The organism is Natronorubrum halophilum (assembly GCF_003670115.1).
Classification (GTDB): Archaea; Halobacteriota; Halobacteria; order Halobacteriales; family Natrialbaceae; genus Natronorubrum; species Natronorubrum halophilum.
In genome coordinates this window covers 1,175,444-1,198,422 of record NZ_QQTY01000002.1, presented here as the reverse complement: position 1 = coordinate 1,198,422, position 22,979 = coordinate 1,175,444, and the positions used below count along the sequence as shown (strand labels likewise).

Genomic DNA, 22,979 nt, shown 5'->3' with positions numbered 1-22,979 from the left:
ACTGGGAGGGTTCATTTGGCGGTGAATGTCGTATTCTTGTACACACTCACACATAAATGGGTCCACGTTCGGTGACCGCGATCGAAGACCGATCGGGCGTCACCGAACTACCAAGGCTAACATCAGATCCCATCTGTACGGCGGACCGCAGGGGTGGAATCCTCATTTCCTTCGGATGTATTCGTAATCCGTCTGGGGTACATAACCCCTTCGGACTCGAGCCATCCGAGATGACGAAGCGGGTTGAACGCCCCGTCGATCACGCGTTCTTTGCATTGTATCCGAATCCCCTTATACACTTAAGGGCATCGGATCGGAACCACCGCCGAAAACCGCATCCGGCGGAGGGTTTCGCGTACCACGTAGTACGAACCCAGAGTATATAAGGGCGTCGTACTGCTACGTCGGCGAACCGACGTCGGTCGCGAATCCGAACTCCTCAACTGCCATACGATGTCGAACGAATCGACACTTACGGCAGAGGTGATACAGTGCCTGCCTCCGTGCCGGAACACGGCCGGAGGGGGCGTGGCGGCGTGCGCCACGTCGTTTGCATTCATACCGAAGCCCGGGTCCCTACATAAGGCCGTCGTCTCGAGCGACGTCTGCTCCACGTTGGTCATTCTCGAAGACCGGACTGTCGTAAGAACCAGGGCGGGGAAAGAACGGTCGGCTAACAATGTATTACCTCGAGCAAGCGGCTGCGAATCGGTTGTTACCGCCGTTTCGAGGATCGATTCCGCGATCCGTCCGTTCCGATGAGTTCGAGGATAACCCGTCTGCAGCCGAGCAGGAGCTCCCGGAGGACGGGAGCGCCGTCGTAGAGCCAAAGCAGGGCTACGAAGGCGGCCAGTCCAACCTGGAGTTGGAGATACGTCGAGAGGTTGCCCGCGACCAGTTCGTCCCAGTAGCGGACGAAATACTGCAGGAACTGATCGGTGAACCCTCCGTGAGAGGGGATATCACCGGCGGTTTCGACTGGCCAGAGCATGAGTTCGGGCTGGTAGACGCCACCTCGGAGATAACCGTCGGCGACATCGCCGGGAAGGTGCAACAGGTATCCAAGCCCGAAGGCGATACCCGCGCGAGGTCGACTCGTCGAACGCGCGATGAGACCAACGGCGATCGTCAACGGAACCGCGAAGAATATCGAGTGGCCGAGAGCGTACCCTGTGTCGAAGAACCCGTACTCCCACGCCAGCGGCTTATCGATGATATCCGGAAGGACGGACGCAAAGACGACCGCGAACGCCTCAAGTCCGCTCGGTGAGTCCCGGTACACCGTATGGCAAAACAGCGAGTAGACGAGATACCCCACGATTGCGTGCTCCCAGGGCCACATAAGACGGAGGTGCGGCGGGCGGTGAATAGTTATGTAGCACCTGTCGACGGTTCCAGAGTTGAAACACGGAGCCGGTGAGATGGCTTCCGTTCGCGTGCGTGGAGACGCAAACGTACTGACGCGGTAGATGTATCCTCCTGGTGGCGAGACGGACAAAGAAGTAGTAGCTGATTAAAACCGGCAACCGTCTTCGTAATCCGAGCGATTCGAGGGGCGAGAACGGGTCGTAACCGATACGATTTAGCGACCGCGGTCGAACGGTTACGCATGGACCGAGAGGGGTTCGTCAAACTCGCGTTCGTCGGGATCGGTCTCGTCGTGCTGAGTTTTTTCGTCCGCGGGTTCGGCCAGCTCGTGCTGGGACGAGATATGGCAGAACTCCTGCAGGCCCCGCTTGCGGTCGTCGGATTCCTCATCGTCGTCTATCTGTTCATCAGGGCGACGCTGGACGCCGTCGGTATCTGGACCGTCGAAAACTCCGACGGATAGTCGAGTAGTCTACCGGCGGAAGGAAACCGTTTTTCGACCACCGCACGAACGCACCGGTATGACAGTAGACGTGCGGGACCTCGCCGATCTCGGACCGGACGACCGCGCTGCCTTTTTCGATCGGGATGCCGGTATCGAGGCGGTCAGGGGAGACGTTCGGGAGATCGTCGAGCGCGTTCGCGAAGAGGGTGACGTGGCCGTCCGCGAGTTCACGAGCGAGTTCGACGGCGTTGAACTCGGCAATATGACGATCACCGACGAGTGCGAACGGGCGTACAAAAACATCGAGAGCGATCTGCGAGACGCGATCGAGACCGCGGTGACGAACGTCACGGAGTTCCACGAGGCACAACTGCCCGAAGACTGGCGCGCCGAGTTTGGACCCGGACGGGAACTCGGTCGCCGGTTTCGCCCGCTCGACCGCGTCGGCGTCTACGTCCCCGGCGGCTCCGCCGCCTACCCCTCGAGTGCGATCATGGGGGTCGTCCCGGCGGTCGTCGCGGGCGTCGAGTACACCGCGGTCGTCACGCCGCCGGCAGCGGAGGTGAATCCAGCTACGCTAGCGGCGATCCACGCAGCGGGTGCGGACGACGTCTACAGCGTCGGCGGCGCGCAGGCGATCGCCGGGCTCGCCTTTGGAACCGAGACGATCACCCCCGTCCAGAAGATCGTCGGCCCGGGGAACAAGTGGGTCACCGCTGCCAAAGCCGAGGTCCGAGGGGTCGTCGAAATCGACTTCCTCGCCGGACCGAGCGAAGTCGTTGTCGTCGCGGACGAGACAGCCGCTCCGGAACTCGTCGCGGCGGAACTGGTCGCCCAGGCGGAGCACGATCCGAACGCCTCGGTCGTCGCCGTCACGGCGGACGAGGGAACCGCCGAGGGGGTCGCAACGGCGATCGACGAGGAGGTCAACGCGCGCGAGCGCGAAGAGACGATCCGATCTGCACTGGACAACGATGCGAGCGGAGTGTTGCTGGCCCGCTCGATGAGCGAAGCGATTCTCTTCACCGAGGAGTACGCGCCGGAACACCTCTCGATCATCGCCGACGACGACGAGTCGCTCCTCGAGCGGATCGACAGCGTGGGCAGCGTCTTTCTCGGCCCGGACACCCCCGTTGCCGCGGGTGACTACGCGAGCGGGACGAACCACGTCCTGCCGACCAACGGCGGTGCGCGCGTGACCGGCGGACTTTCCGTCGAGACGTTCCTCCGGTCGACGACGGTCCAGCGTCTCACGGCCGACGGCTTGGCCGACATCGGCGACACGGTTACCACGCTCGCGGACGCCGAGGGGCTCGAGGCGCACGCCGAAAGCGTCCGCTGCCGACTCGAGGGCGACGATACCGACGACACGTAACCAGGTGCGACGATTCAGAATGTCGCGTTCGTACGTGACAACCTAGTTTTACGGTGATGGGCGAAATAGTATCGACCACGTATGCCACGGCGTGAGCACGAGCGTGACCGCGAGTCGGTGGCCGACCCGACTGATAGGCGTGTGCTCGAGCGGAACTACGATTACGCACAGAAGAACGTACGGCTCCTCTCGATGTGGTACGAGTGCGAGCTGAACCGGATGCTCGAGCTACTAGCCGAACACGAGATCGAACTCTCGCGAAACGACGAACGGCAGTTCGGGACGTACTACCGCTCGGTACAGCGCCACGCGAACAACTATTGTAGCTACTGAGCGCCACCGCGCCCGATTCACACGGCCGTCGATCGGCGGGAGGAGAGGGCGAGAGCGAGAGTGAACGCAACTCGAGCGGCTGGTTCGACTCGACGGGCCTGAGGGCGTCACAGTTAACACCGTTGCGACGGAATGAACACGTATGAGCACGGACAGCATGGATGGCGGCGAGGCGGACGCGCGTCCCGAAATCGAAGTGACGGAACCGGCGGCCGAGCAGGCGCGCTCCCTGCTCGAGAGCGAAGGGCTCGACGATACCGTAGCGGGACTTCGACTCTTCGTCCAGCAGGGTGGCTGTGCGGGACTATCCTACGGAATGCGGTTCGATGATTCGCCCGACGACGACGATACGATCTACGAGCACCACGGGCTTCGCGTGTTCGTCGATCCGGCCAGCCTGAAATACATCGAAGGCAGCCGTCTGGACTACGAGAGCGGCCTGCAGGCCGAGGGGTTCCACGTCGAGAATCCCAACGTCGTCAGCGAGTGCGGCTGTGGCGAATCGTTCCGAACGTAGCTCCCGTCGCCGCCGCCCATCGTTGTGATTTACTTTTCAAGCGTGAACCGACGGTGAGCGGAGCGGTTACTCGCTTTGCTCCTCGAGTCGGTCGCGGATCGCACCGGAGACGCCCGAGAGGTAGGCCCCGCCCCACAGGGCGACGAGCAGTCCGCCGATCGAGTTGAACACGAGATCGAGCATCGTGTCGTCGAGTCCGTACTGCGTGAGAACGGGTTCCATCCCGAGTGCGTCGGCCGACAGCGCGATGGCGAACTCGAGGACCTCCCAGAGGACGCCGAAGGCGAGGACGAACAGCAGAATGAAGACGGCGGCGAATCGCTGCGGGAAGTGGATACCGTCAGCGTGTTCGTGGATCGCGCGGACGGTGGCGTAGCCAACGCCGGCGACCAGCGACGCCGACAGCGCGTGGGTCATGTGGTCCCACCACCAGACCTGACTGTAGAACGTCGCGGTGCTTCCCGGCAGCCCGACGGTGCCGAACGCGTGCAAGAAGACGGCGGTGGTGATCCACAGCGTCAGCCGAGGGTCCATCGGAATCCCGTAGTCGCGCTCGAGGATCGGCGGGAGCTGCGTCACTATCAATGCCACCACGGTGTTGATGACGATTCCGCCGTTGCCCCTGTCGATCCCGATAAACAGCATGCCGACCAGCCCGATCTCCATGAGATAGGAGAGTTGACGCTGGCGCTGTTGTGAGGGGAGGACATCGGTGAGGTTACGCATTGTCCCCCTCACGCACCGCCTGGGCGGCGATCCGGGCCTGCTCGAGTCGACCGAGACGTCTGAAATACAGTTCGAAGACGACTCCGGCACCGAGGCCGGCGATCGCGGAGTACACGAACTCCCACATCACGGTGTCGTGGTCGCTCGAGAACGGAACGCCGAGTAGCCCGGCGGCGCTCCACCGAAAGAGCGCCCACAGCGCGGCGGCGGCCATCGTCGTGACGGCGACGAAGATGACGGCGAAGCCGGGGGTCATCCGAACGGTGGTGAAAGACTGTAGTTCGACGGCGAGGACGAGCGCGATCGCCGCAACCGAGAGGTACGACACGAAATGTCCCATCAGCCGGTCGGCCTCGAGAGCCATTCCGAGTACGGGCAACGCCGCGAGGGCCAGGACTTCCCAGGGGAGCATCGTTACGGACGACCGAAAGGTGACCGGCGGCAACAGTGCGAGGATCAGGACCGCCGCCGCAAACGTCGTCCAGAGAATACCACCCGTGACGAGTTCGCCGAGGCCGATGAGCGCGATTGCAACGACTAGCACCCACGCGATCACCGCGTTGGAGCGGTCGTCGTCGATCAGGTTCTCGAGTGGAATCTGAGACACACTGTCTCGTACTGACTACCCTCACAAAAGCGTACGGAGTGTGCGATTCACTACGAGCGACGCTCAGACCAGTGTGGCGACCAGATAGACCGCGGCGTACGCGGCGAGTGCGACGGTCACGGCGGCCAGCGCCGTGAGTACGACTTCGAGCGTCTCGTCGGACGACGACAGTCCCCGCCGGATGGGGCGAGGAAGCGTCGGCGAGGACGCGTCCCGAACGATGCCACAGAGGAGGCCGACGCCGAGGATGGAGAAGACGAAGTGATAGGATACCTCGAGCGTCGGCGGCGTCACCGCGAGGGCGGCGACCCCGTAAGCCGCGCCGACGGTCGCCCGCCGGTCGACGGACCCGAAGATCGATCGGTCGGTGAGGCGACAGACGACCGCGAGGGCGAGCCAGATGGTTGCGAGTTCGATCGCGAACGCGCCGAGCAGGTGCAGCGTCGGATCCGGATGAAGCACTACCCGCGATTCGAGAATCGACGTGGAAAACGGGAACACCCAGTCGGGAGGCGTCCCGGTAACGAGATCGCCCCACGGGTGCGACCAGAGCCCCCAGAGCGCCGCGATACCGACCGTCGCTGGCGAGAGCGACGACGCTCGAGCGACAACGCGAGCGATGACGATTCCGCTTGCCGCGAACAGTCCCAGTACGAACGCGGCGAGGGGACCATCCCAGACGAGCGCGATCACGACGAGAGCCGCGAGGAGACCGATCGCGACGACCGTGGCGAGTCGGGTACGGCCGGAGCGACCGCGGACGGCGAGCAGTCCGAACGCCGGTGCCGCGACCGCGCCGACGACCAGGGAGTGAGTCACCGAGCGGTGGACGCCTCGGCTCGCGTCCCAGAAGGCCGTCGACGCCCCGAGCGCGCCGTCGGCCGCCTGCCATTCGAGGAGGCCGACGAGAGCGTACGCGACGTCGATGTCGGGGATCGCAGCGAACGCGCCGGCGACGACACCGACGAACAGCGCCGGGCGGCGCTCCCAGCCACGCCAGTCGGCGACGAGCGCCGCAACGGCAAACGCGAGGAGCGCGTGACCGACGAACACAATAGTTCTGATATGTGGTGGGACGGCTTAAGCGACTCGCAGGTCCGCTGAATGCTACCGATCGTCAGTTACGACTCCTCGATCAGGCGGTCGACCGCGAGAAAATCGAAATCGAGGTCGCCGACGGCTCGAACGCCATCGAACGAGGCGGTTCGAGTGCCACGGAAACTCGTCGGAGGAAGCGCTTCCGGCTTACTCCTCGAGCTGGAAGGCGACGGTAACTTCCGCCTGGTACTCGCGGTCGTCAGCGCTTGCGACCTCGACGCCGAGTTCGTCGACTTCGATCCAGTGGACGTTCTCGAGGGTTGCCTCGGCACGGTCGATGGCATCGTCGGCCGCCGCGTCGAAGCTTTCCGAACTCGTTCCGATCAGGGTAATCTTCTTGAAGACCATTGCCCGTAGGGATACGGCGTGATCCGCCTTCAATATATGGCTAGTGGTAGCAAGTAGCATTGGTTTTGAGACGACCGCCGTCGAAACGAACGGTCACTGGCGAACTACCGTTCGAGACCGGCACAGTAGCTGGATCGAGAGGCTCGAGTGTGATCTGCGACGCAGTCGTCCACATTCAGGGCTACCGCTACGCGATTCGACCGATGATGAGATCCGAACGCGTCTGTGAGTGATCCATGCCGATGCGTGAACGCTTTTGAGGGTTCGCATCCCACACTGTCCCATGTCAGATGCGAACGGTTCGATCGACGTGACAGAGATCGGCGAACTGACGCCACCGGATCGGACGCTAATGGGACCCGGACCGAGCGACGTCAACCCGCGCGTGCTGCGAGCGATGTCCACGCCGCTCGTGGGCCACCTCGACCCGTCGTTCATCGAGATCATGAACGAAGTCCAGGAACTCCTGCGCTATACGTTCCGAACCGACAACCAGTGGACGATCCCGGTCTCGGGAACCGGCTCCGCGGCCATGGAGGCCGCGATCGGTAACGTGATCGAGCCCGGCGACACCATGCTCGTTCCGACGAACGGCTACTTCGGCGGCCGGATGGCCTCGATGGCCCGCCGGGCCGGCGGCGAGGTCGTCGAAGTCGATGCCCCCTGGGGTGAACCGCTCGAGCCCGCGAGCGTCTCCGATGCGCTCGCCGAACACGATCCCGACGTCTTCGGTTTCGTCCACGCCGAGACGAGTACGGGCGTGCTCCAACCCGACGTCCCGGAACTCACCGCCGCGGCCCACGATCACGACGCGCTGGTCATCGCCGACACCGTCACCTCGATCGGCGGCGTCGAACTGCGCGTCGACGAGTGGGGCATCGACGTCGCCTACGCCGGCCCACAGAAGTGTCTCTCCTGTCCGCCGGGGGCGAGCCCGCTGACGCTCTCCGACGAGGCGATGGAGAAGGTCCTCGCACGCGAAGAAGACTCGCGATCGTGGTATCTCGACCTGTCGCTGCTCGAGGGGTACTGGGGCGACGACCGCGCGTATCACCACACGGCGCCGATCACGAACGTCTACGCGCTCCGGGAAGCGCTGCGGTTGGTCGCCGAAGAGGGTATCGAAGCGCGCTGGGACCGACACGAGCGACTCGCCGGCGCGCTGAAAGCGGGTATGGAAGGGATGGGCCTCGAGATGAACGCCCCCGAGGAGTACTGGCTTCCGAGCCTCAACGCCGTCCGCGTTCCCGACGGGATCGACGACGGCGAGGTCTGTGCCGAACTCCTCGAGCGCTACGACCTGGAGATCGCGGGTGGACTCGGCGACCTGGACGGAGAGATATTCCGGATCGGCTGCATGGGCCACTCCGCACGCCCGGAGAACGTGATTTACGTGGTGACCGCGCTGGGAGACGTTCTCGAGTCGATGGGCGCACCCGTCGATCCCGGGGCTGGCGTGACGGCGACACGACGGGCGCTCGAAGAATAGCGGGGGTTCGGGGGATGACGTTAGGCTGAAACTCGCGGTCCTGGTGGAGCGCGTTCGACCTGATAGTCGTCCCCGTCGACGACGATAATCGCCCATTCGTAGTTCGGATCCACGCTCCGGAGCTTGTTCTCTATCTCGTCAGCGTCCTCGGGTTGGGCGACGAAGCAGTGGAACTGTCCGGAGTCGGTCGGAAGCGCTCCTGTCTCGAGGACGGTGTTTACCTGGACGGCCTTCCACTCGCGTTCTGCGCGGAACGTCGGGCCGGTTCCTTCGACGGTGTATCCAAGCTCTGCGAATATCGACCTAGCCTGCTCGGCGAGTCGCATGTTAACAGGACCCATTCAAGATGTACGTACGACGCCATCCACCATAAATGTTGGTCCGGAACAAGAAGTTCACACAGTTTTCAAATAATCGAGTCGAAAATAGACGGTAGAGAATTCAATCAGCAGGGGTTCGCCCGATAAGTGACCGATTCGAATCTATTTCGCCGGGCACACAGTGGGTTACCGACTCGAGGATGAATCCGACAGTCCTCGGTAACTGGCGTCTCGGTCGACGGACCTCGGTCCGTCGTGCGATCACTCGTGAGCGGCGTCCCACTCAGTCGGCTTGCGGAAGTTATCACACTGATTGCACTTAATTCGTCCCATCGAATCCATCGCGTTGTCGAAACTCTCGCAGTTCGTACAGAACCAGCCGTACCGGCGGGTAGCGTCTCGGGACTCGTAGGCGACGAGAAACGGGCCCTTGGACCCTCTGTCGCCGTCCGTCTCCGAGACGTAGACGGTGCCGTCGTCGGTGGACCTCGGTTGCATGCCCGCGTCTACCCGCGCTCGCGGTAAATGATTGTCTGTCCGGCCACAGCGAGTTCCGGCGACACTGACCAGCGACTCACACGCCACCATGGCACAGGTTCACATCAGTGACTGTCCTAACTGAAAGGTTTACCCGGAGGGGTACCGTTTGATCGTCTAATGTCGCTGGTCGTGGTTCCCGTTCGGTATCCCTTGTCAAAGCATTCGCGACGAACGCTCGAACGCGCAGTCGAGGTCGCTCGCGAGCGAGAGGCGACGTTGACGATCCTCCACGTCGACCTGTACCAGAACGGGAAGAAAGTAACGCGAATCGATCTGAAAACCGCCGTCGAGAACGCGTTCGGTCGACTCGAGAACGCTCGGTACGTCGTTCGGACCGGGTTTCTCGTCGAAGAGAGCATTCTCGACGAAGTCGCTGCAGAAGGTGCCGATGCCGTCGTGATCGGCGGTCAGCAGGCGAGTCGGTTGCGGCGCATCTTCCGACGGTTCACCGACAACCCGAATATCGATCACTATCTGCGAAATCACCTCGATTGCGAGGTTATTACCGTCGAAAGCGCGCGCGCGTAACGCCCGCTTATCCGTCTCCGCCCGCGCCGCGCACGACGAACACCGGAATCGAAGCGTTGTCGACCACGCGCTCCGAGACGCTACCGAGCGAGGTGACCTTCTCTCGAGGGCTCTTTCCGCGCGTCCCGATGACGATCAGGTCGATGTCGTGTGCATCGGCGTACTCGAGGATCGTTTTCGATGGCGTCCCCTTCCTGACGTCGCTCACCGCGTCGAGCCCCCGTTCTGACGCGCGTTCCTCGACGGTGGCGACGGCGTCCCGACCCTCCGCCTCGAGCGATCGCTCGAGTTTGGGACCGGTCTCGTCCGTCGTCGCCGCCGTGATCCGGCTGTCGACCACGTACAGCGCGTGAACCGTCGCATCGTCGTGGTCCGCGAGGGGGAGTCCGTGAGCCAGCGTCTCGGAAATCGTCTCGCTCCCGTCTGTCGGAATGAGGATGTCGTCGTACATCGTAGCTAGCGTCCGACTTGGCGAGGGAATCCCATAAAATACCACCACGGTTCCGCGACGGCGGGAGGACGGTGGTCTCGAGCGGACGACGCCACCGGAGACGGCCGGTTGATCAGTGTGGTGATAGCGGACGACCGTGTCACTGATCGCGCTGATCTCCGCCCTCGGTACCAGCCTCGGTCTCGAATCCGTCGCGTCGCTCGTCGGCGCTCGCTCCCGGCGCATCGGCCGGATCGCCGTTCAGCCACTCGGATTCGGGGCCGTCGACGGCCACCCGGGCCGCACCGCTGCTCCGATCGAAGACGTGGTGTCGTCGCGGGTAGGCGAACTCGACGTCGCGGTCCGCGTAGCGGTTGCGGATCGCCGCTTGTACGTCCGAACGGGCGACGGCCTGCTTGTAGGGATGTTCGACCCAGAAGCGCAGTTCGAGTATGACACCGTTGTCGGCGTACTTCTCGATGGTACAGAGCGGCGCTGCGCGATATCGAGCGCTGCCGATTCGAATGTCCGGACCACCGGAAATAACGGTATCTGCGGTCCGAGCGGCCCGTTCAGCCTGCTGTCGCGCGACCTCGAGGTCGCTTCCGTACGTCACTTCGAACGAGGCCGAAATCCGGGTCCGCTCGTCCTCGGCGGAGTAGTTAATCACGTCTCGTTCCTGAATCGCGGAGTTCGGGATCACGATAAACGTGTTCTGGAGGGTGAAGATCTTCGTGTACCGAATCGTAATGTCCTCGACGAACCCTCTGTGGCCCTGGTCGGCGATCTCGATCATGTCGCCGATCTCGTACGGTTGATCGGCGATCACGAAGACGCCGTTGATCAGACTTCCGACGAGCGGTGCGAGGACGACGGCGATCACGGCCGAGATGACGGTCACCGAAAGGAGGATCTGTGTGTCACCGAGACCGAGGATCACAGCAGCGATAACGGCCGCCACCAGCAGGACGGAGATTCTGACGCCGCGAAGCACGGTTCGCGTGACACTGGGGCGCTCGATCCGGCGGGCGATGGTGCGGCCGGCGATCCGAATCACCAGCTTCGAGAGGTACCAGCCGACGGTCAAAACCAGAAGGGCGAGGACGAACTCGGTGACGCCGAACGGGAAGAAATTCTGCATTTGTCTGACTTCCTCGCTCTCGATTAGCCGCACCAATCCGCGCATGGCAACACACTCATGCCGGCAGTGGTTAAGCGTTCTGACCTTCACACTCGCGTTGTCGGGCGATAGGCGACGCAGTGTTCGAAACAACCCAATTTCGAAAAGAGGTGCTACTCAGTGCATAATAAATCATTTATCCGTCGGGAGCGTACGCGTGGTATATGGCACCAGACGAACTTCGCTCGACCGTCGAACAGGTCGGGGACCGGTTCAATCTCGGCGAGTACGAGATCGACGCCTATCTCACCGTGTTAGAGCAGGGACAGCTCACCGCGAGCGAGATCGCCGACCGAACCGATATTCCACAGCCGCGCGTCTACGACACGGTACGCAGTTTGAGCGACCGCGGACTCGTCGAACTCCGTGAATCACGCCCGATGAAGGTCGTCGCGATCGATCCCGACGAAGCCTTCGAGAACGTCCAACACTCCTTAGAGGAGATGATCAGCAAACTCGAGGCGCGATACACCGCCCCGGCCCGTGACACGGAGGCCGTCTCCCTCGTGAAGTCGCGATCGACGATTCTGCGCTACCTCGAGGAGGTCATCGACGACGCCGAGTACGAACTCTCGCTGTCGCTGACGCCGGATCTGTTGACGCGGTTCGAGGAGGATCTGAGGGAAGCCGTCGACGCCGGCGTGAGCGTCGATCTGATCGTGACGCCGGCCAACGAGGCGCCCGATCCGGACGAGTACGACTATCTCGAAGTCGCGACGACGACTCGAGCGCGACGGGGGATCACGACGCCGGTCGTCGCCGTCGCGGACGGCAACTACTCGATGTACGCGACGCAGGACGCCCTCCGCGACGATCAAGACCGCTACGGTGTCATCTTCAACCGTTCCGCCCTCGGCTTTCTCGTCTCCGGTTTCTTCGGGACCGTCCTCTGGACGACCGCCGAGCGGACCCTGGGCGAGGACGGGACGGCACGCTACTACCCCCGAAAGTACGCCTCGATCCGTCGGTGCGTCAAAGACATCATCAACGACGGCGGGGAGTTCTACGCGACGATCGACGGCCGAGACGTCGAAGTCGGCGGCCAACGCGTCGTCCGCGGCCGCATCCTCGACGTCTCCTTCGAAGTGAGCGAGGAAGTCGCCGCACTCACCCTGGAGACCGTCGACGGCGAGGAGGTCACCGTGGGCGGGCGCGTTGCCGCTCTGGAAGATATCGAAGCTCACGAGATACACATCGGTCGCCACGAACCGCCGACGCTCGAAGCGGAGTGACCGACGGCGGTTTCTCGGACCGATCGAACGGACCAGTCGTGATCTGAATCGGCGACGACCGCTGCTCGAGTCGGAACAGCGCGTTTTTCGGTGCCCCCTCGCCGCCTAATCAGTGGATACTATCCTCTCACGGATCAGATCGTACGCCCGTCTCGAGCGAGTCGTCGCGAACGACGGTGTCACCGCCAGTCTAGTAGCTACAGAGTAATCGATGTCCGTCGATCGGTCGGTGCCTTACGTCGAGCTAGCACATCGCTCGTTTGCTGGCACCTGCCGACCGTCGATCATCAATACTCGATTGGCCGGTCGACGACGCCGAGAGAAGTTCGTATTCGAGGCGGTGACAGTCCGAGATGAACAACAAGCACGTCATAATCGAAACGAGACGCCGACATTCACACATTATTACACCATTTATTGCCAACACATAAGGAGGACAACGTGGACGAATCACTGGTCATGGGACGCGATACTGACGGTCGGTCAGACCGGCCTCGACTGCGGCGGCGGTCGTTCCTGAAGACCGTGCCAGCGGCAACCGCGGCCGGGGCGGTCGCCGTCACTGGTTGTCTCAGCGGGACACGAAGTCCGGGGACCGTGGTGATGACCGCCGCCACGGACGTCGAAGGGATCATGCACAGCGACGGCGACGAACCGTCGATCCAGCAGGCCCTCTGGGATGCCGGACTGAGCGAGGACATCCGCGTCGAAATCCAGACCGTCGTCAGCGACTCCAATCAGCGAATGCAGGGGGCACAGTCCGCACTCCAGGCCGGTCGTGCACCGCCCGATATCCACATGATGGACAGCGGGTGGACGATCCCCTTCATCCTCCGAGACCAGACGACCAACCTGAGCGAGGAGTTCCCGAGCGACGTTTTAGACCGTGTCGAGAGCGAGTACCTCGAGGCGATCCTCGAGACGGCACAGCATCCGGAGACGGGCGATTTACACGCGCTCCCGCTGTTTCCCGACCTCGGGTTCATGGTGTACCGGCAGGATCTCATCGAGGACGGGGGCCACGATCCCAGCGCCTGGGCCGAGGAAGCGCCCACGTGGGAGGAGTTCTCGACGGCCGTCAGCGACGCGATGGCCGAGAGCGGCGTCGACTACGGCTTTACGACGCAGGCCGCCGCCTACGAGGGACTGTCCTGTTGTTCGTTCAACGAGGTGATGACGTCGTGGGGCGGCGCGTACTTCGGCGGCGCTGACAACCTGTTCACCGCGGGCGATCGTCCGATCACCGTCGACGACGAGAACGTCGTGGACGCGATTCGAATGATGCGGACGTTCATCGACGAAAACGATCCGAACGCGCTCGACGGATACGCGGAGATCTGCCCGTCAGCGATCGTCCAGTGGACCGAGCAGGAGTCGCTGAACCCCTTCTCGGCGGGGAACGCGGTCGCCAACCGAAACTGGACGTTCGTGATCGCCGAAACCGGGGGCGACGACGCGTTCGGCGAAGACCTCGGGGTGACGACGATCCCCTACGCGGTCTCGAAAGAGGAGGCCGAATACGACGGTGTCGGCGGTACGACCTCGGCGCTCGGCGGCTGGAACCTCGCCGTGAGTCCGTACACCGACCGCCGCGAAGAGGCGCTGCAGGTTCTCGAGGCGTTCACGAGCGAGGAAGTCATGCTCACGATCCTCGAGCTCGCGGGATTCCTGCCGCCGATTATCGAGTTGATCACGGAGGCCGACGAGGAAGAGATCGGTCCGATCGCCCGGTACACCGATCAGGTCGAACGGGCCAGTGAGAACGCGATTCCGCGTCCAGCGACGGACGTCTGGCCCGAGCAGTCGGCGCTGATCTATCAGGAGGTGAACGCGGCGTTCCGCGGTGCGAAAGCACCGGACGCGGCGATGGCCGACCTCGCAGAACGCCTTGAGGGCAGCGAGAGGGAGGTGGCACAACAAAATGGCAACTGATACGGATATCCTGACCGGCGGCGACGCCAGCACCGAACGGGAACGGACCGGGAATCCGGTCATGAACTGGATGGAGGGCCTGAGCGAGGCAGCGTACGCGTACCTATTGTTGCTCCCGGCGTTCGCGTTGCTGACGCTGATCGCGTTCTATCCGCTCATCTCGACGTTCATCACGTCGTTGCGCGAGGATCGGACGCGGGGATTGGAGCCCCTCGGCGGCTTCGTCGGCGTCGACAACTACGTCGACATCGTCACCGGGAACGCCCGACTCGCGAGGCAGTTCCTCGACGTGACGGTCTCGGGATCGTTCCCGTTCGTCGAACTCGGCGTTCCGTTCTTCCAGCAGGCGCTGTTCGTCACGCTCGCGTTCGCGATCATCAGCGTCTTCTTCGAGACGATCATCGGCTTCGGCCAGGCCTACGTGTTAGATCAGGAGTTCAGGGGCCGTCGATGGGTTCGCGTGGCGATCATCCTGCCCTGGGCCGTTCCGATCGTCATCCAGGGGATGATCTTCTTCTTGCTGTTCCAGCCCGAAGTCGGCTTCGGGACCGACCTCATGCAGTGGCTCGGCGTCTTCAGCGCCAGCCCGCTGGCCAACAGTCAGGACGCCTTTATCATCATCCTCGTCGCCGACATCTGGAAGTCGTCGGCGTTCATGGCGTTGCTCATTCTGGCCGGACTCCAGAGCGTCGATCGAAGCCTCTACGACGTCGCACGCGTCGCGGGTGCGTCGCCGTGGCAGCGCTTCAGGATGATCACGCTCCCGCTCGTGATGCCGGCGCTGCTCGTCGCGATGTTGTTCCGAACGATGGACGCGATGCGCGTCTTCGGACTGATCGAATCGACCGCCGGCTGTACGACCGTGCCGTCGCTGACGTGTCTCGTCGTCGAAGCGATGTTCGGTGGCACTCGCATCTACGCGACGGCGGCCGCCGTCGCGTTCGCGACCGCACTGGTCATCGGCCTGATCATCTCGATGTACGTGGTGTTCTTCCGCGACACCGAGGGAGGACTGTACTAATGACTGATACTCGAGATTCATCCGACGACGATCGCACGGCAGACACGGACGAGCCGGGAACGTCCGCGGTTCGAGACGACGGATCCCACCCCGATGGTGACAGGACGGCCATCTTCGAAGCGGGGGACGCTGAACTCGACCGCGGTCCGTTCCAGCAGTGGGCTTCGGACTCCATCCAGAACCCGGAACGGGTCTATCGGGCGATGTTCTACGTCGCGGCGACCTTCTTCCTCTTTACGACGCTGTTCCCGTTCTACTGGCTGCTCATGGTCGCGTTGACGCCCGAAGGCCAACTGCAGGACATCATCTTCACCCCGAACGGGTTCAATCCGGGCGCGTTCGTCGAGGTCTTCCAGACGATTCCGTTCCACTGGTACATGTTCAACAGCTTCGTCATCGCGACGGCCTCGACGGTCGTCGTGTTGGTCGTCGGGAGTCTCGCCGGCTACGCCTTCGGGAGGCTCGATTTCCCAGGCAAAACGCCGCTCATGTTGCTCGTGTTGATCATCTCCTTTTTCCCACCGGCGGCCTTTTTCATTCCGCTGAACGACCTGTTCAACACCTCGTTTTTCATCCTCGAGCCGATCACCGGGGACGGCAGCCTCTACAACACGCCGGGCGCACTGGTGTTGCCGCTGTCGGCTATCTTCATGCCGCTCGCGATCTTTATCCTGACGACGTTCTACGCGCAGATTCCCGACGGGCTCGAGGATGCAGCCCGCGTCGAAGGGACGACGCGTCTGGGTGCGCTGTTCCGGGTCATCATCCCGCTGTCGGCGCCGGGCGTCGCGACCGCGGGCGTGTTGACCTTCATCGCCGTCTACAACGAGTTCTTCTTCTCGTTCCTGATGACGGACGGCCAGCCCCAGAACTGGGCACCGATCCTCGACGGCATCCTCGCCTATCAGGGGCAGTACCAGGTGTTGTACAACCTCATGGCCGCAGCGAGCATCATCGGGGTCATCCCCGTCGCGATCCTCGTGGTCATCGCACAGGAAAAGATCGTCAGCGGACTCACCGCAGGAGCACTCAAAGAATAACAATGGCACGAGTACGACTCGAAAACGTCACGAAACGGTACGGAGAAGAAACGGCGGTCGACGACATCAGTCTCGAGGTCAAAGACGGGGAATTCGTCACCTTCGTCGGCCCCTCGGGCTGTGGGAAGTCGACGACGATGGAAACCGTCGCTGGACTGACGCCGCCGACGGAGGGGCGGGTGTACATCGGCGACGACGACGTCACCGGTCTGGCACCCAAGGATCGAGGCGTCGCGATGGTCTTCCAGAATATCGCCCTGTTCCCGCACATGGACGTCTACGAGAACATCTCCTTCGGACTGCGGCTCCGGAAGTACGACGACGAGGAGGTCCGGCGTCGCGTCGAGCAAGCAGCCGATATCGTCCAGCTCGAGGGGATGCTCGATCGGATGCCGGCGGAGATGTCCGGCGGCCAGCAACAGCGAGTCGGCATCGCCCGCGCGATCGTCCGTAACCCGGACGTGTTCCTGATGGACGAACCGCTGGCGAATCTCGACGCGAAACTGCGCGTCCACATGCGAACGGAGCTCCAGCGGCTCCACCGGGAGCTAGAGGCGACGGTGATCTACGTCACCCACGACCAGGCCGAGGCGATGACGATGTCGAACCGGATCGCCGTCCTCAACGACGGCAAACTCCAGCAGATCGCCCCGCCACTGGTCTGCTACAACGAACCCACGAACCTGTTCGTCGCGGGCTTTATCGGCTCGCCGTCGATGAACTTCGCGGAGGGAGAACTCGTCGAAGACGGGGTCGAGACCCCGAACTTCGACGTCGAACTCGATCCCGCGGCCATCCCGAAGGTGTCGGTCGGCGACGCAGTTACGGTCGGCGTCAGGCCGGAGGACGTTCATCTCGCGGAAAACGCCGACTCGCTGGCCCAACCGTCGGCACCGATCGCCGCCCGGTCCGACGTCATCGAGCCGATGGGGGACGAAGTGTTCGTGTATCTGCTCCTCGCGGAAGGCGCCGAACGCTCGATGGAAAAAGATCCCAGTTCGTCGGCGGATCAGTTACTAATGAGCGTCACGCCCGATACGAAAATCGAGGCGGAACAGGACGTCGACGTCGTCCTGGATCGGTCGAAAATCCACCTCTTCGAGACGGCGACCGGCGACGCCCTGGTCCACGACATCACCGGTCGCTCCGGGCAAGACCCCGGAACGGCCGCGACGGAAGCGGATGACTGAATCCGGACTTCCGTCAAGTCGATCCACCGTCTCGAGTCATCCGGGCCGTCTCACACGAGAGATCTCCCCCGTCCGCCAACGGACAAAAGGTGATCCAGTGCGAAGATTCGATATAGCGGTATCGACTGTATCAGTGCGAGAACAGACTGTACCGGTCATGACACCACACCAATGACAACCGATCGAAACGACATCAGGACGGGTATCGTTGGCCTCGGAAATATCGGCCAGTACCACGCGGAGCGACTCGTCGATCTCGGCGTGTCGCTCGTCGGTGGCATGGACGTCGCCGCCGAAGCACGCTCGCGGTTCGCCCGTCGATACGATGTCGACGTCTACGAGGATCACCACGAGCTATACGACACCGTCGACGCCGTCATCATCACCACGCCGAACAAGTACCACGAGGAGTACGCCGTCGACGCCTTCGAACGAGACCTGCACGTCTTTCTCGAGAAGCCACTGGCCCACTCGATCGAGAGCGCGCGACGAATCGCCGGCGCGGCAGCCGAGTCGGACGGCCACAGTATGGTCGGCTTCAACAACCGCTTCGCGAACACGGTTCAAATCGTGCGAAACCGGATCGATCGCGGCGACCTCGGCGAGGTCACTCACGTCGAGGCGAACTACGTTCGCCGGCGGGGTATTCCGGGCCGCGGCTCGTGGTTTACCCGTCGACAGATCGCCGGGGGCGGAGCCCTCATCGATCTCGGCGTCCACGCCATCGATCTCGCCCTCTTCTTTCTGGACTATCCACCGGTCACGGAGGTAAACGGCGTCGCCCGCGGCGAGTTCGGCTCGAGCGAGGAGTACGCGTATCTCGAGATGTGGGGGGAAGACGCCGGACCGGCCGGGTTCGACGTCGACGACTCGGCGAGCGCGTTCGTCCGGTGTGACGGCGATCGAACGATCTCCCTCGAGGTGGCGTGGGCGACGAACCGTCCGGCGAACCACGAGTTCATCGTTCGTGGAACGAAATCGGCCGCCTGCTTCGACCTGCTCGAGGGTGATCTCAGCTTTCACTCCGCGAGCAACGTCGGGCCGGATCATCTCGAGGATACGGCCGTGGAGACGCGGCAGAACGACACGCACACGGACGAACAGGAGACGTTTTTCGACCGGATCGTCCGCGATGGAAGCGACGAGAGCGTTCAGCAGGCGCTCACCGTCCAGCGGGTTATCGACGCGCTCTATCGCTCGAGCGCCGAGGGCCACACGATCACCGTCGGCGAGTGACCGGCACGCCGGAGGCGACACGCACCGCAGGTGTTGTTCGACGCGGCTCGGGGAACCCGCGCTCAGTTGCAGGTGAGGGGTTTTCGTCGCTCCCGTGGTAGTTTCTCGCATGAGAGTCAAACGACCACTCATCCTCGAGCTCAGTCGTCATGAGGTCCCGGTCGGACAGCCGGTCACCGTTCGCGCCCGCGATAAGGGGAATCGACCGATCGAAGGGGCCATCGTCGAGGCTGGCTCGAAGCGCAAGCGGACCGACGAGCGGGGGCTCTGTGAGATCACGTTTCACGCCCCGGGGTTCTGGAGGCTCGTCGCCCGGAAATCACCGACCGACCGGGTCGCGTACAAACCGGCGTCGACGCTCGTCCGGGCCGTCCCGAGACCCTCGACGTCGCGATCCCCACATCGGCCCGAGCCGCGGGTGCTGTAGGCCAGCGACGGAGGACCGTCCGCCACCGGCTCGCAGTCCGTTCGCCAGCGGACGTTTTATTTTCCCGGCCGTCGTCCGTCGTTCCGTATGGATATCGGCGTTCACACCCCGCCGCTGGCGGACGAATCGCTCGAGGGAGCGCTCTCCTATCTCGACGACCTCGGCGTCAGCGCGATCGAACCCGGCGTCGGCGGTCACCCCGGACAGGATCACCTGCCGCGGGCGGAGTACCTCGACAACGATAGCGCCCAACAGGAGGTTCGAAACCTGCTCGAGGGCTACGACATGCGGATTAGCGCGCTCGCGACGCACAACAATCCGCTGCATCCCGACGACGAGCGGGCCGAGCGAGCCGATCTCGAGCTTCGAGAGGCGATTCAACTCGCCTCCCAGCTCGAGGTCGGGACCGTGACCTGCTTCTCGGGACTCCCCGCGGGCGGCCCGGACGATGAGGTGCCGAACTGGATTACGGCCCCGTGGCCCTCGGAACACGCCGACGCGCTCGAGTACCAGTGGGAGCAGGCGGTGTCGTACTGGGACGAACTGGCCGAGTACGCCGACGAGCACGACGTCGATATCGCGATCGAGATGCACCCGAACATGCTGGTCCACGAACCCCACGGAATGGCGCGGCTGCGCGAAGAGACCGGCGACCGTATCGGCGCGAACTTCGATCCCTCGCACCTCTACTGGCAGGGCATCTCGATTACCGACGCGATCCGGTACCTCGGCGAGCGAGACGCCATTCACCACTTCCACGCCAAGGATACCAAGATCTACGAGGCCCAGGCGCGGGAGAAGGGCGTCCTCGACACGACGGCCTACGACGACGAACCGAACCGCTCGTGGCTCTTCCGATCGGTCGGCTACGGTCACGACGAATCCCACTGGAAGGACCTCGTCTCGACGCTGCGCATGGTCGGCTACGACAGTGCCCTGAGCATCGAACACGAGGACTCGCTGACGAGTTCCCGGGAGGGCCTGGAGAAAGCCGTCGACCTCCTCGAGCGGGCGGTCTTCGAGACGGAGCCGGGTGAAGCCTACTGGGCAGAGTGAGTGCTCGAGGCGGCCTCCGCCAGACGGCCGGCTGACCGACTCCCCGTGGTGTCAGCACGACCGTCTCTCGGCAGTTACTTCGAGGGCTCCCCGCGTGCCCGTTCGAACGCTGCGATTGCGCGCTCTCTGCGATCCGCGTGATCGACGATCGGTGCCGGATACGCGGCGGCGATTCGATCCCGCTCCGTCGACTCGAGGTCGTGCCACCCGTGAATCTCCGTAGCCGTCGCGTCGGCGAGTTCGGGGACGTGTTCGCGGATGTACTCGGCGTCCGGATCGTACTCGCGTCCCTGTTTCATCGGATTGAACACCCGAAAATAGGGCTGGGCGTCGGTCCCGGTCGAGCCGGCCCACTGCCACCCACCGACGTCGTTCGCCGTCTCGTGGTCGGCGAGGTTCGCGCGGAACCAGTCGTAGCCGACTCGCCAGTCGGTCAATAGATCCTTCGTCAGAAACGACGCGACGAGCATCCGAACGCGGTTGTGCATCCATCCCGTCGCCCGCAACTGACGCATCCCCGCATCGACGATCGGATACCCGGTTTTCCCGGCTTTCCAGGCCTCGATTTCGTCGGTATCGTTTCGCCACGGTATCGCGTTCTCGTAGTCGTTGAAGTTCTCAGCGACTGTTTCGGGGTTAAACGCGAGGACGTACGCGTAGAACTCGCGCCAGGCGAGTTGCCGCTGGAACGCCCTGACGCTCTCGCGTGCTTCGTCGGTCTCCCCGCGGTTTGCCGCCCGTTCCGTGGCTTCGTACACCGCTCGAATGCCGACGGTCCCCCACTTGAGATGGACCGAAAGCCGGGAGGTGCCGTCGAGAGCCGGACGGTCACGGGTTTCGGCGTACCGATAGATCGGTCCAGAGCAAAAGGCCGTAAGTCGCTCACGGGCCGCCGGCTGGGTGACCCGTGGCGGCGTCGGAACTGGCTCTTCGAACCCGAGTTCGGCGAGCGACGGCAGCGGCTCACCCGTGAGGTCGGCGAGGTCGTTCGCCGCCGGTGGATCGACCGGTTCGCGTTTCTCTCGGTCGCGCCACTTTTTCCAGAAGTACGAAAACACCGAGTAGTGGTCGCCCTCGTTCGGTGTTATCGACCCCGGTTCGTGGTGGATCGCGTCGTGGACGGTCTCACACCGGACGTCGTCGTCCTCGAGTGCTGCCGTTACCGCCAGATCGCGCTCCCGAGCGAGCGCGCTGTAATCGGTCGCCCAGACGACGGCTTCGGCGTCGTGTTCGCGAGCGAGCCGCGAGAGCACCTCGCTGGCTTCGCCACGGACGACGAGTAGGTCGCTCTCCCGCTCGCGATACCAGCCACGAAGGCCGTCGAGGGCCTCGAGCAGGCAGGCGACCCGAACTGGTGACGCGTGCTCGAGGACGGTCGGATCCAGGACGAACACGGGAACAACCCGGCCGTCGGCCGCTGTGGCTGCGTGTGCGAGGCCGAGGTTGTCGGTTCCGCGGAGATCGCGGCGGTGCCAGTGGAGGTTCATACTCGAATCGACGACTCGATCGTAGAAAGAATCGGGGTGTGGCGAGTCGCGTCGGCGGGCGCGAGCGGCGACTCGAGACGGCGCTACGACGGCTCTCGCCGAGTACCTCGACCGATACCTACTCGCCGTCGGCGTTCGGCGGTCCGGACTGCGTCTCGAAGAACCGGCGAATCCACGCGAGAAACCCCTCGACCGTGTAGTTGACGCCGATGTAGACGCTGACGAGTGCGAGCAACGTTCCGGCGACGACGTCGGAGAACCAGTGGATACCCAGGTACATCGTCGAAAGCGAGATGCTGATCGCGAAGAAGCCGGAGACGAACAGCCAGATCGGATACTTCTCTCGGGTCACCCACGAGAGGAAGAAGACGGTCATCGACAGCGAGGTGTGCAGTGACGGAAAGACGTTCGTGCTCTGGTTGATCTCGTTCGTCAGCATCCGGGACTGGGGAAACGCCTCGTACAACAGCCCCTCGAACAGCAGCGGATCGTAGTTTCGCGGACCGAACGCGAGAAAGAAGGTGTAACAGAGCAGCCCGATTCCGTAGTTCGCGGTAAAGGCGATCACGAGGTTCGACAGGTCGTCCATCTCGTCGAGCGCGAAGTACGCGATAAACGGGAAGATCAGCAAAAACGCGTAGCCGTACATGTAGACGAAGACGAAAAACGACGTCACGAGATCGGTTTGAAACGACTGGAGAACGGTGACGGGGTTCGTCCCGAAGAGTAGCTGATCGAGTTCGAACAGGACCGCCGTGATGTTGTTCCGGAGCACTTGCCGCTCGAGTCGATGAACGACATCCTGTGTCGACCACCGCAACAGAAGCACGACCACGAGCGCGGAAAACGGGAGTACGCAGGCCTCGAGACGCCAGCGAAAATCCCGTAGTGCGTCGGCCACGTTCCGCGGTCCGACGATAATGAGCGTTGCCGTAACGAGCATCGTCGTCACGATGAGGGCAAGCTCGAGCAGTACTTCGGCGAGTGCCATACGGTGTGTCTGCTCACCGTACAGCCCACGACCCATTAACTCTTTCAAATTATCTCGTTGCCG

General features: G+C 63.1%; 25 protein-coding genes. 14 read left to right on the top strand and 11 right to left on the bottom strand.

What is annotated here, in order from left to right; genetic code table 11:
* Positions 1 to 715: 715 nt before the first annotated feature.
* Complete coding sequence (locus tag DWB23_RS12015; protein WP_121743021.1) at positions 716 to 1,342, bottom strand: metal-dependent hydrolase; 627 nt, start codon at positions 1,340 to 1,342, stop codon at positions 716 to 718.
* Between the two features lie 267 nt (positions 1,343 to 1,609).
* Between DWB23_RS12015 and DWB23_RS12010 the strand changes: the two genes are divergently transcribed.
* From DWB23_RS12010 to DWB23_RS11995, 4 genes are all read left to right on the top strand, one after another.
* Positions 1,610 to 1,831: a hypothetical protein gene (locus DWB23_RS12010; RefSeq protein WP_121743020.1), complete on the top strand. Its 222-nt coding sequence runs from the start codon at positions 1,610 to 1,612 to the stop codon at positions 1,829 to 1,831.
* 58 nt (positions 1,832 to 1,889) lie between these two features.
* A complete protein-coding gene (gene hisD / locus DWB23_RS12005; protein WP_121743019.1) occupies positions 1,890 to 3,188 on the top strand; it encodes a histidinol dehydrogenase in 1,299 nt (432 codons plus the stop codon).
* A gap of 81 nt (positions 3,189 to 3,269) precedes the next feature.
* Positions 3,270 to 3,521, top strand: coding sequence for a hypothetical protein (locus tag DWB23_RS12000; protein WP_121743018.1), 252 nt, complete (start codon positions 3,270 to 3,272; stop codon positions 3,519 to 3,521).
* Positions 3,522 to 3,663: 142 nt separating this feature from the next.
* Positions 3,664 to 4,038 (top strand): HesB/IscA family protein, encoded by a 375-nt coding sequence (locus DWB23_RS11995; RefSeq protein ID WP_121743017.1) that lies wholly within the window; start codon positions 3,664 to 3,666, stop codon positions 4,036 to 4,038.
* A 66-nt stretch (positions 4,039 to 4,104) separates the two neighbouring features.
* On the opposite strand, the gene DWB23_RS11990 is transcribed toward DWB23_RS11995, so the two are convergent.
* From DWB23_RS11990 to DWB23_RS11975, 4 genes are all read right to left on the bottom strand, one after another.
* The gene (locus DWB23_RS11990; protein ID WP_121743016.1) at positions 4,105 to 4,764 is read right to left on the bottom strand and encodes a hypothetical protein; all 660 of its coding nucleotides are present in this window, start codon (positions 4,762 to 4,764) and stop codon (positions 4,105 to 4,107) included.
* The gene (locus tag DWB23_RS11985) at positions 4,757 to 5,371 is read right to left on the bottom strand and encodes a hypothetical protein (RefSeq protein WP_121743015.1); all 615 of its coding nucleotides are present in this window, start codon (positions 5,369 to 5,371) and stop codon (positions 4,757 to 4,759) included. Before DWB23_RS11985 ends, DWB23_RS11990 begins: the two co-directional genes overlap by 8 nt.
* A 63-nt stretch (positions 5,372 to 5,434) precedes the next feature.
* Positions 5,435 to 6,424, bottom strand: a complete 990-nt coding sequence (locus DWB23_RS11980) for a metal-dependent hydrolase (RefSeq protein ID WP_121743014.1) — start codon at positions 6,422 to 6,424, stop codon at positions 5,435 to 5,437.
* A gap of 192 nt (positions 6,425 to 6,616) precedes the next feature.
* A complete protein-coding gene (locus DWB23_RS11975) occupies positions 6,617 to 6,817 on the bottom strand; it encodes a dodecin (RefSeq protein ID WP_121743013.1) in 201 nt (66 codons plus the stop codon).
* 283 nt (positions 6,818 to 7,100) lie between these two features.
* Between DWB23_RS11975 and DWB23_RS11970 the strand changes: the two genes are divergently transcribed.
* Positions 7,101 to 8,306 carry a pyridoxal-phosphate-dependent aminotransferase family protein gene (locus DWB23_RS11970; RefSeq protein WP_121743012.1) on the top strand — a complete coding sequence of 402 codons (1,206 nt, stop codon included), beginning with the start codon at positions 7,101 to 7,103 and terminating at the stop codon, positions 8,304 to 8,306.
* A 20-nt stretch (positions 8,307 to 8,326) separates the two neighbouring features.
* Here the strand turns inward: DWB23_RS11970 and DWB23_RS11965 are convergent, their stop codons facing one another.
* Together DWB23_RS11965 and DWB23_RS11960 are read right to left on the bottom strand one after the other, a co-directional pair.
* Positions 8,327 to 8,632 carry a DUF7116 family protein gene (locus tag DWB23_RS11965; protein WP_121743011.1) on the bottom strand — a complete coding sequence of 102 codons (306 nt, stop codon included), beginning with the start codon at positions 8,630 to 8,632 and terminating at the stop codon, positions 8,327 to 8,329.
* A gap of 255 nt (positions 8,633 to 8,887) precedes the next feature.
* A complete protein-coding gene (locus tag DWB23_RS11960) occupies positions 8,888 to 9,124 on the bottom strand; it encodes a DUF5816 domain-containing protein (RefSeq protein WP_121743010.1) in 237 nt (78 codons plus the stop codon).
* Between the two features lie 159 nt (positions 9,125 to 9,283).
* Here DWB23_RS11960 and DWB23_RS11955 point away from each other — a divergent pair, with 159 nt between their 5' ends.
* Positions 9,284 to 9,694 carry a universal stress protein gene (locus tag DWB23_RS11955; protein WP_121743009.1) on the top strand — a complete coding sequence of 137 codons (411 nt, stop codon included), beginning with the start codon at positions 9,284 to 9,286 and terminating at the stop codon, positions 9,692 to 9,694.
* 7 nt (positions 9,695 to 9,701) lie between these two features.
* Here the strand turns inward: DWB23_RS11955 and DWB23_RS11950 are convergent, their stop codons facing one another.
* Positions 9,702 to 10,145 carry a universal stress protein gene (locus DWB23_RS11950; protein WP_121743008.1) on the bottom strand — a complete coding sequence of 148 codons (444 nt, stop codon included), beginning with the start codon at positions 10,143 to 10,145 and terminating at the stop codon, positions 9,702 to 9,704.
* A 139-nt stretch (positions 10,146 to 10,284) separates the two neighbouring features.
* A complete protein-coding gene (locus DWB23_RS11945; protein WP_121743007.1) occupies positions 10,285 to 11,310 on the bottom strand; it encodes a mechanosensitive ion channel family protein in 1,026 nt (341 codons plus the stop codon).
* 158 nt (positions 11,311 to 11,468) lie between these two features.
* Between DWB23_RS11945 and trmB the strand changes: the two genes are divergently transcribed.
* From trmB to DWB23_RS11905, 8 genes are all read left to right on the top strand, one after another.
* Entirely contained in the window at positions 11,469 to 12,536 is a 1,068-nt protein-coding gene (trmB, locus tag DWB23_RS11940) for an HTH-type sugar sensing transcriptional regulator TrmB (RefSeq protein WP_121743006.1), read from the top strand.
* A 459-nt stretch (positions 12,537 to 12,995) separates the two neighbouring features.
* Positions 12,996 to 14,468, top strand: coding sequence for an extracellular solute-binding protein (locus tag DWB23_RS11935; protein WP_121743005.1), 1,473 nt, complete (start codon positions 12,996 to 12,998; stop codon positions 14,466 to 14,468).
* Complete coding sequence (locus DWB23_RS11930) at positions 14,458 to 15,489, top strand: carbohydrate ABC transporter permease (protein ID WP_121743004.1); 1,032 nt, start codon at positions 14,458 to 14,460, stop codon at positions 15,487 to 15,489. Before DWB23_RS11935 ends, DWB23_RS11930 begins: the two co-directional genes overlap by 11 nt.
* Complete coding sequence (locus DWB23_RS11925) at positions 15,489 to 16,529, top strand: carbohydrate ABC transporter permease (RefSeq protein WP_121743003.1); 1,041 nt, start codon at positions 15,489 to 15,491, stop codon at positions 16,527 to 16,529. The genes DWB23_RS11930 and DWB23_RS11925 overlap by 1 nt, the downstream gene beginning before the upstream one ends.
* Before the next feature lie 2 nt (positions 16,530 to 16,531).
* Positions 16,532 to 17,719 (top strand): ABC transporter ATP-binding protein, encoded by a 1,188-nt coding sequence (locus DWB23_RS11920; RefSeq protein WP_121743002.1) that lies wholly within the window; start codon positions 16,532 to 16,534, stop codon positions 17,717 to 17,719.
* 171 nt (positions 17,720 to 17,890) lie between these two features.
* The gene (locus tag DWB23_RS11915) at positions 17,891 to 18,955 is read left to right on the top strand and encodes a Gfo/Idh/MocA family protein (RefSeq protein ID WP_121743001.1); all 1,065 of its coding nucleotides are present in this window, start codon (positions 17,891 to 17,893) and stop codon (positions 18,953 to 18,955) included.
* Between the two features lie 109 nt (positions 18,956 to 19,064).
* On the top strand, positions 19,065 to 19,382 hold the full coding sequence (locus DWB23_RS11910) for a carboxypeptidase regulatory-like domain-containing protein (RefSeq protein WP_121743000.1): 318 nt from the start codon (positions 19,065 to 19,067) through the stop codon (positions 19,380 to 19,382).
* Between the two features lie 87 nt (positions 19,383 to 19,469).
* Complete coding sequence (locus tag DWB23_RS11905; protein WP_121742999.1) at positions 19,470 to 20,438, top strand: sugar phosphate isomerase/epimerase family protein; 969 nt, start codon at positions 19,470 to 19,472, stop codon at positions 20,436 to 20,438.
* Positions 20,439 to 20,512: 74 nt separating this feature from the next.
* On the opposite strand, the gene DWB23_RS11900 is transcribed toward DWB23_RS11905, so the two are convergent.
* Positions 20,513 to 21,925, bottom strand: a complete 1,413-nt coding sequence (locus tag DWB23_RS11900; RefSeq protein WP_121742998.1) for a cryptochrome/photolyase family protein — start codon at positions 21,923 to 21,925, stop codon at positions 20,513 to 20,515.
* Between the two features lie 118 nt (positions 21,926 to 22,043).
* Positions 22,044 to 22,916, bottom strand: a complete 873-nt coding sequence (locus DWB23_RS11895) for a phosphatase PAP2 family protein (protein ID WP_121742997.1) — start codon at positions 22,914 to 22,916, stop codon at positions 22,044 to 22,046.
* Between the last annotated feature and the right edge of the window lie 63 nt (positions 22,917 to 22,979).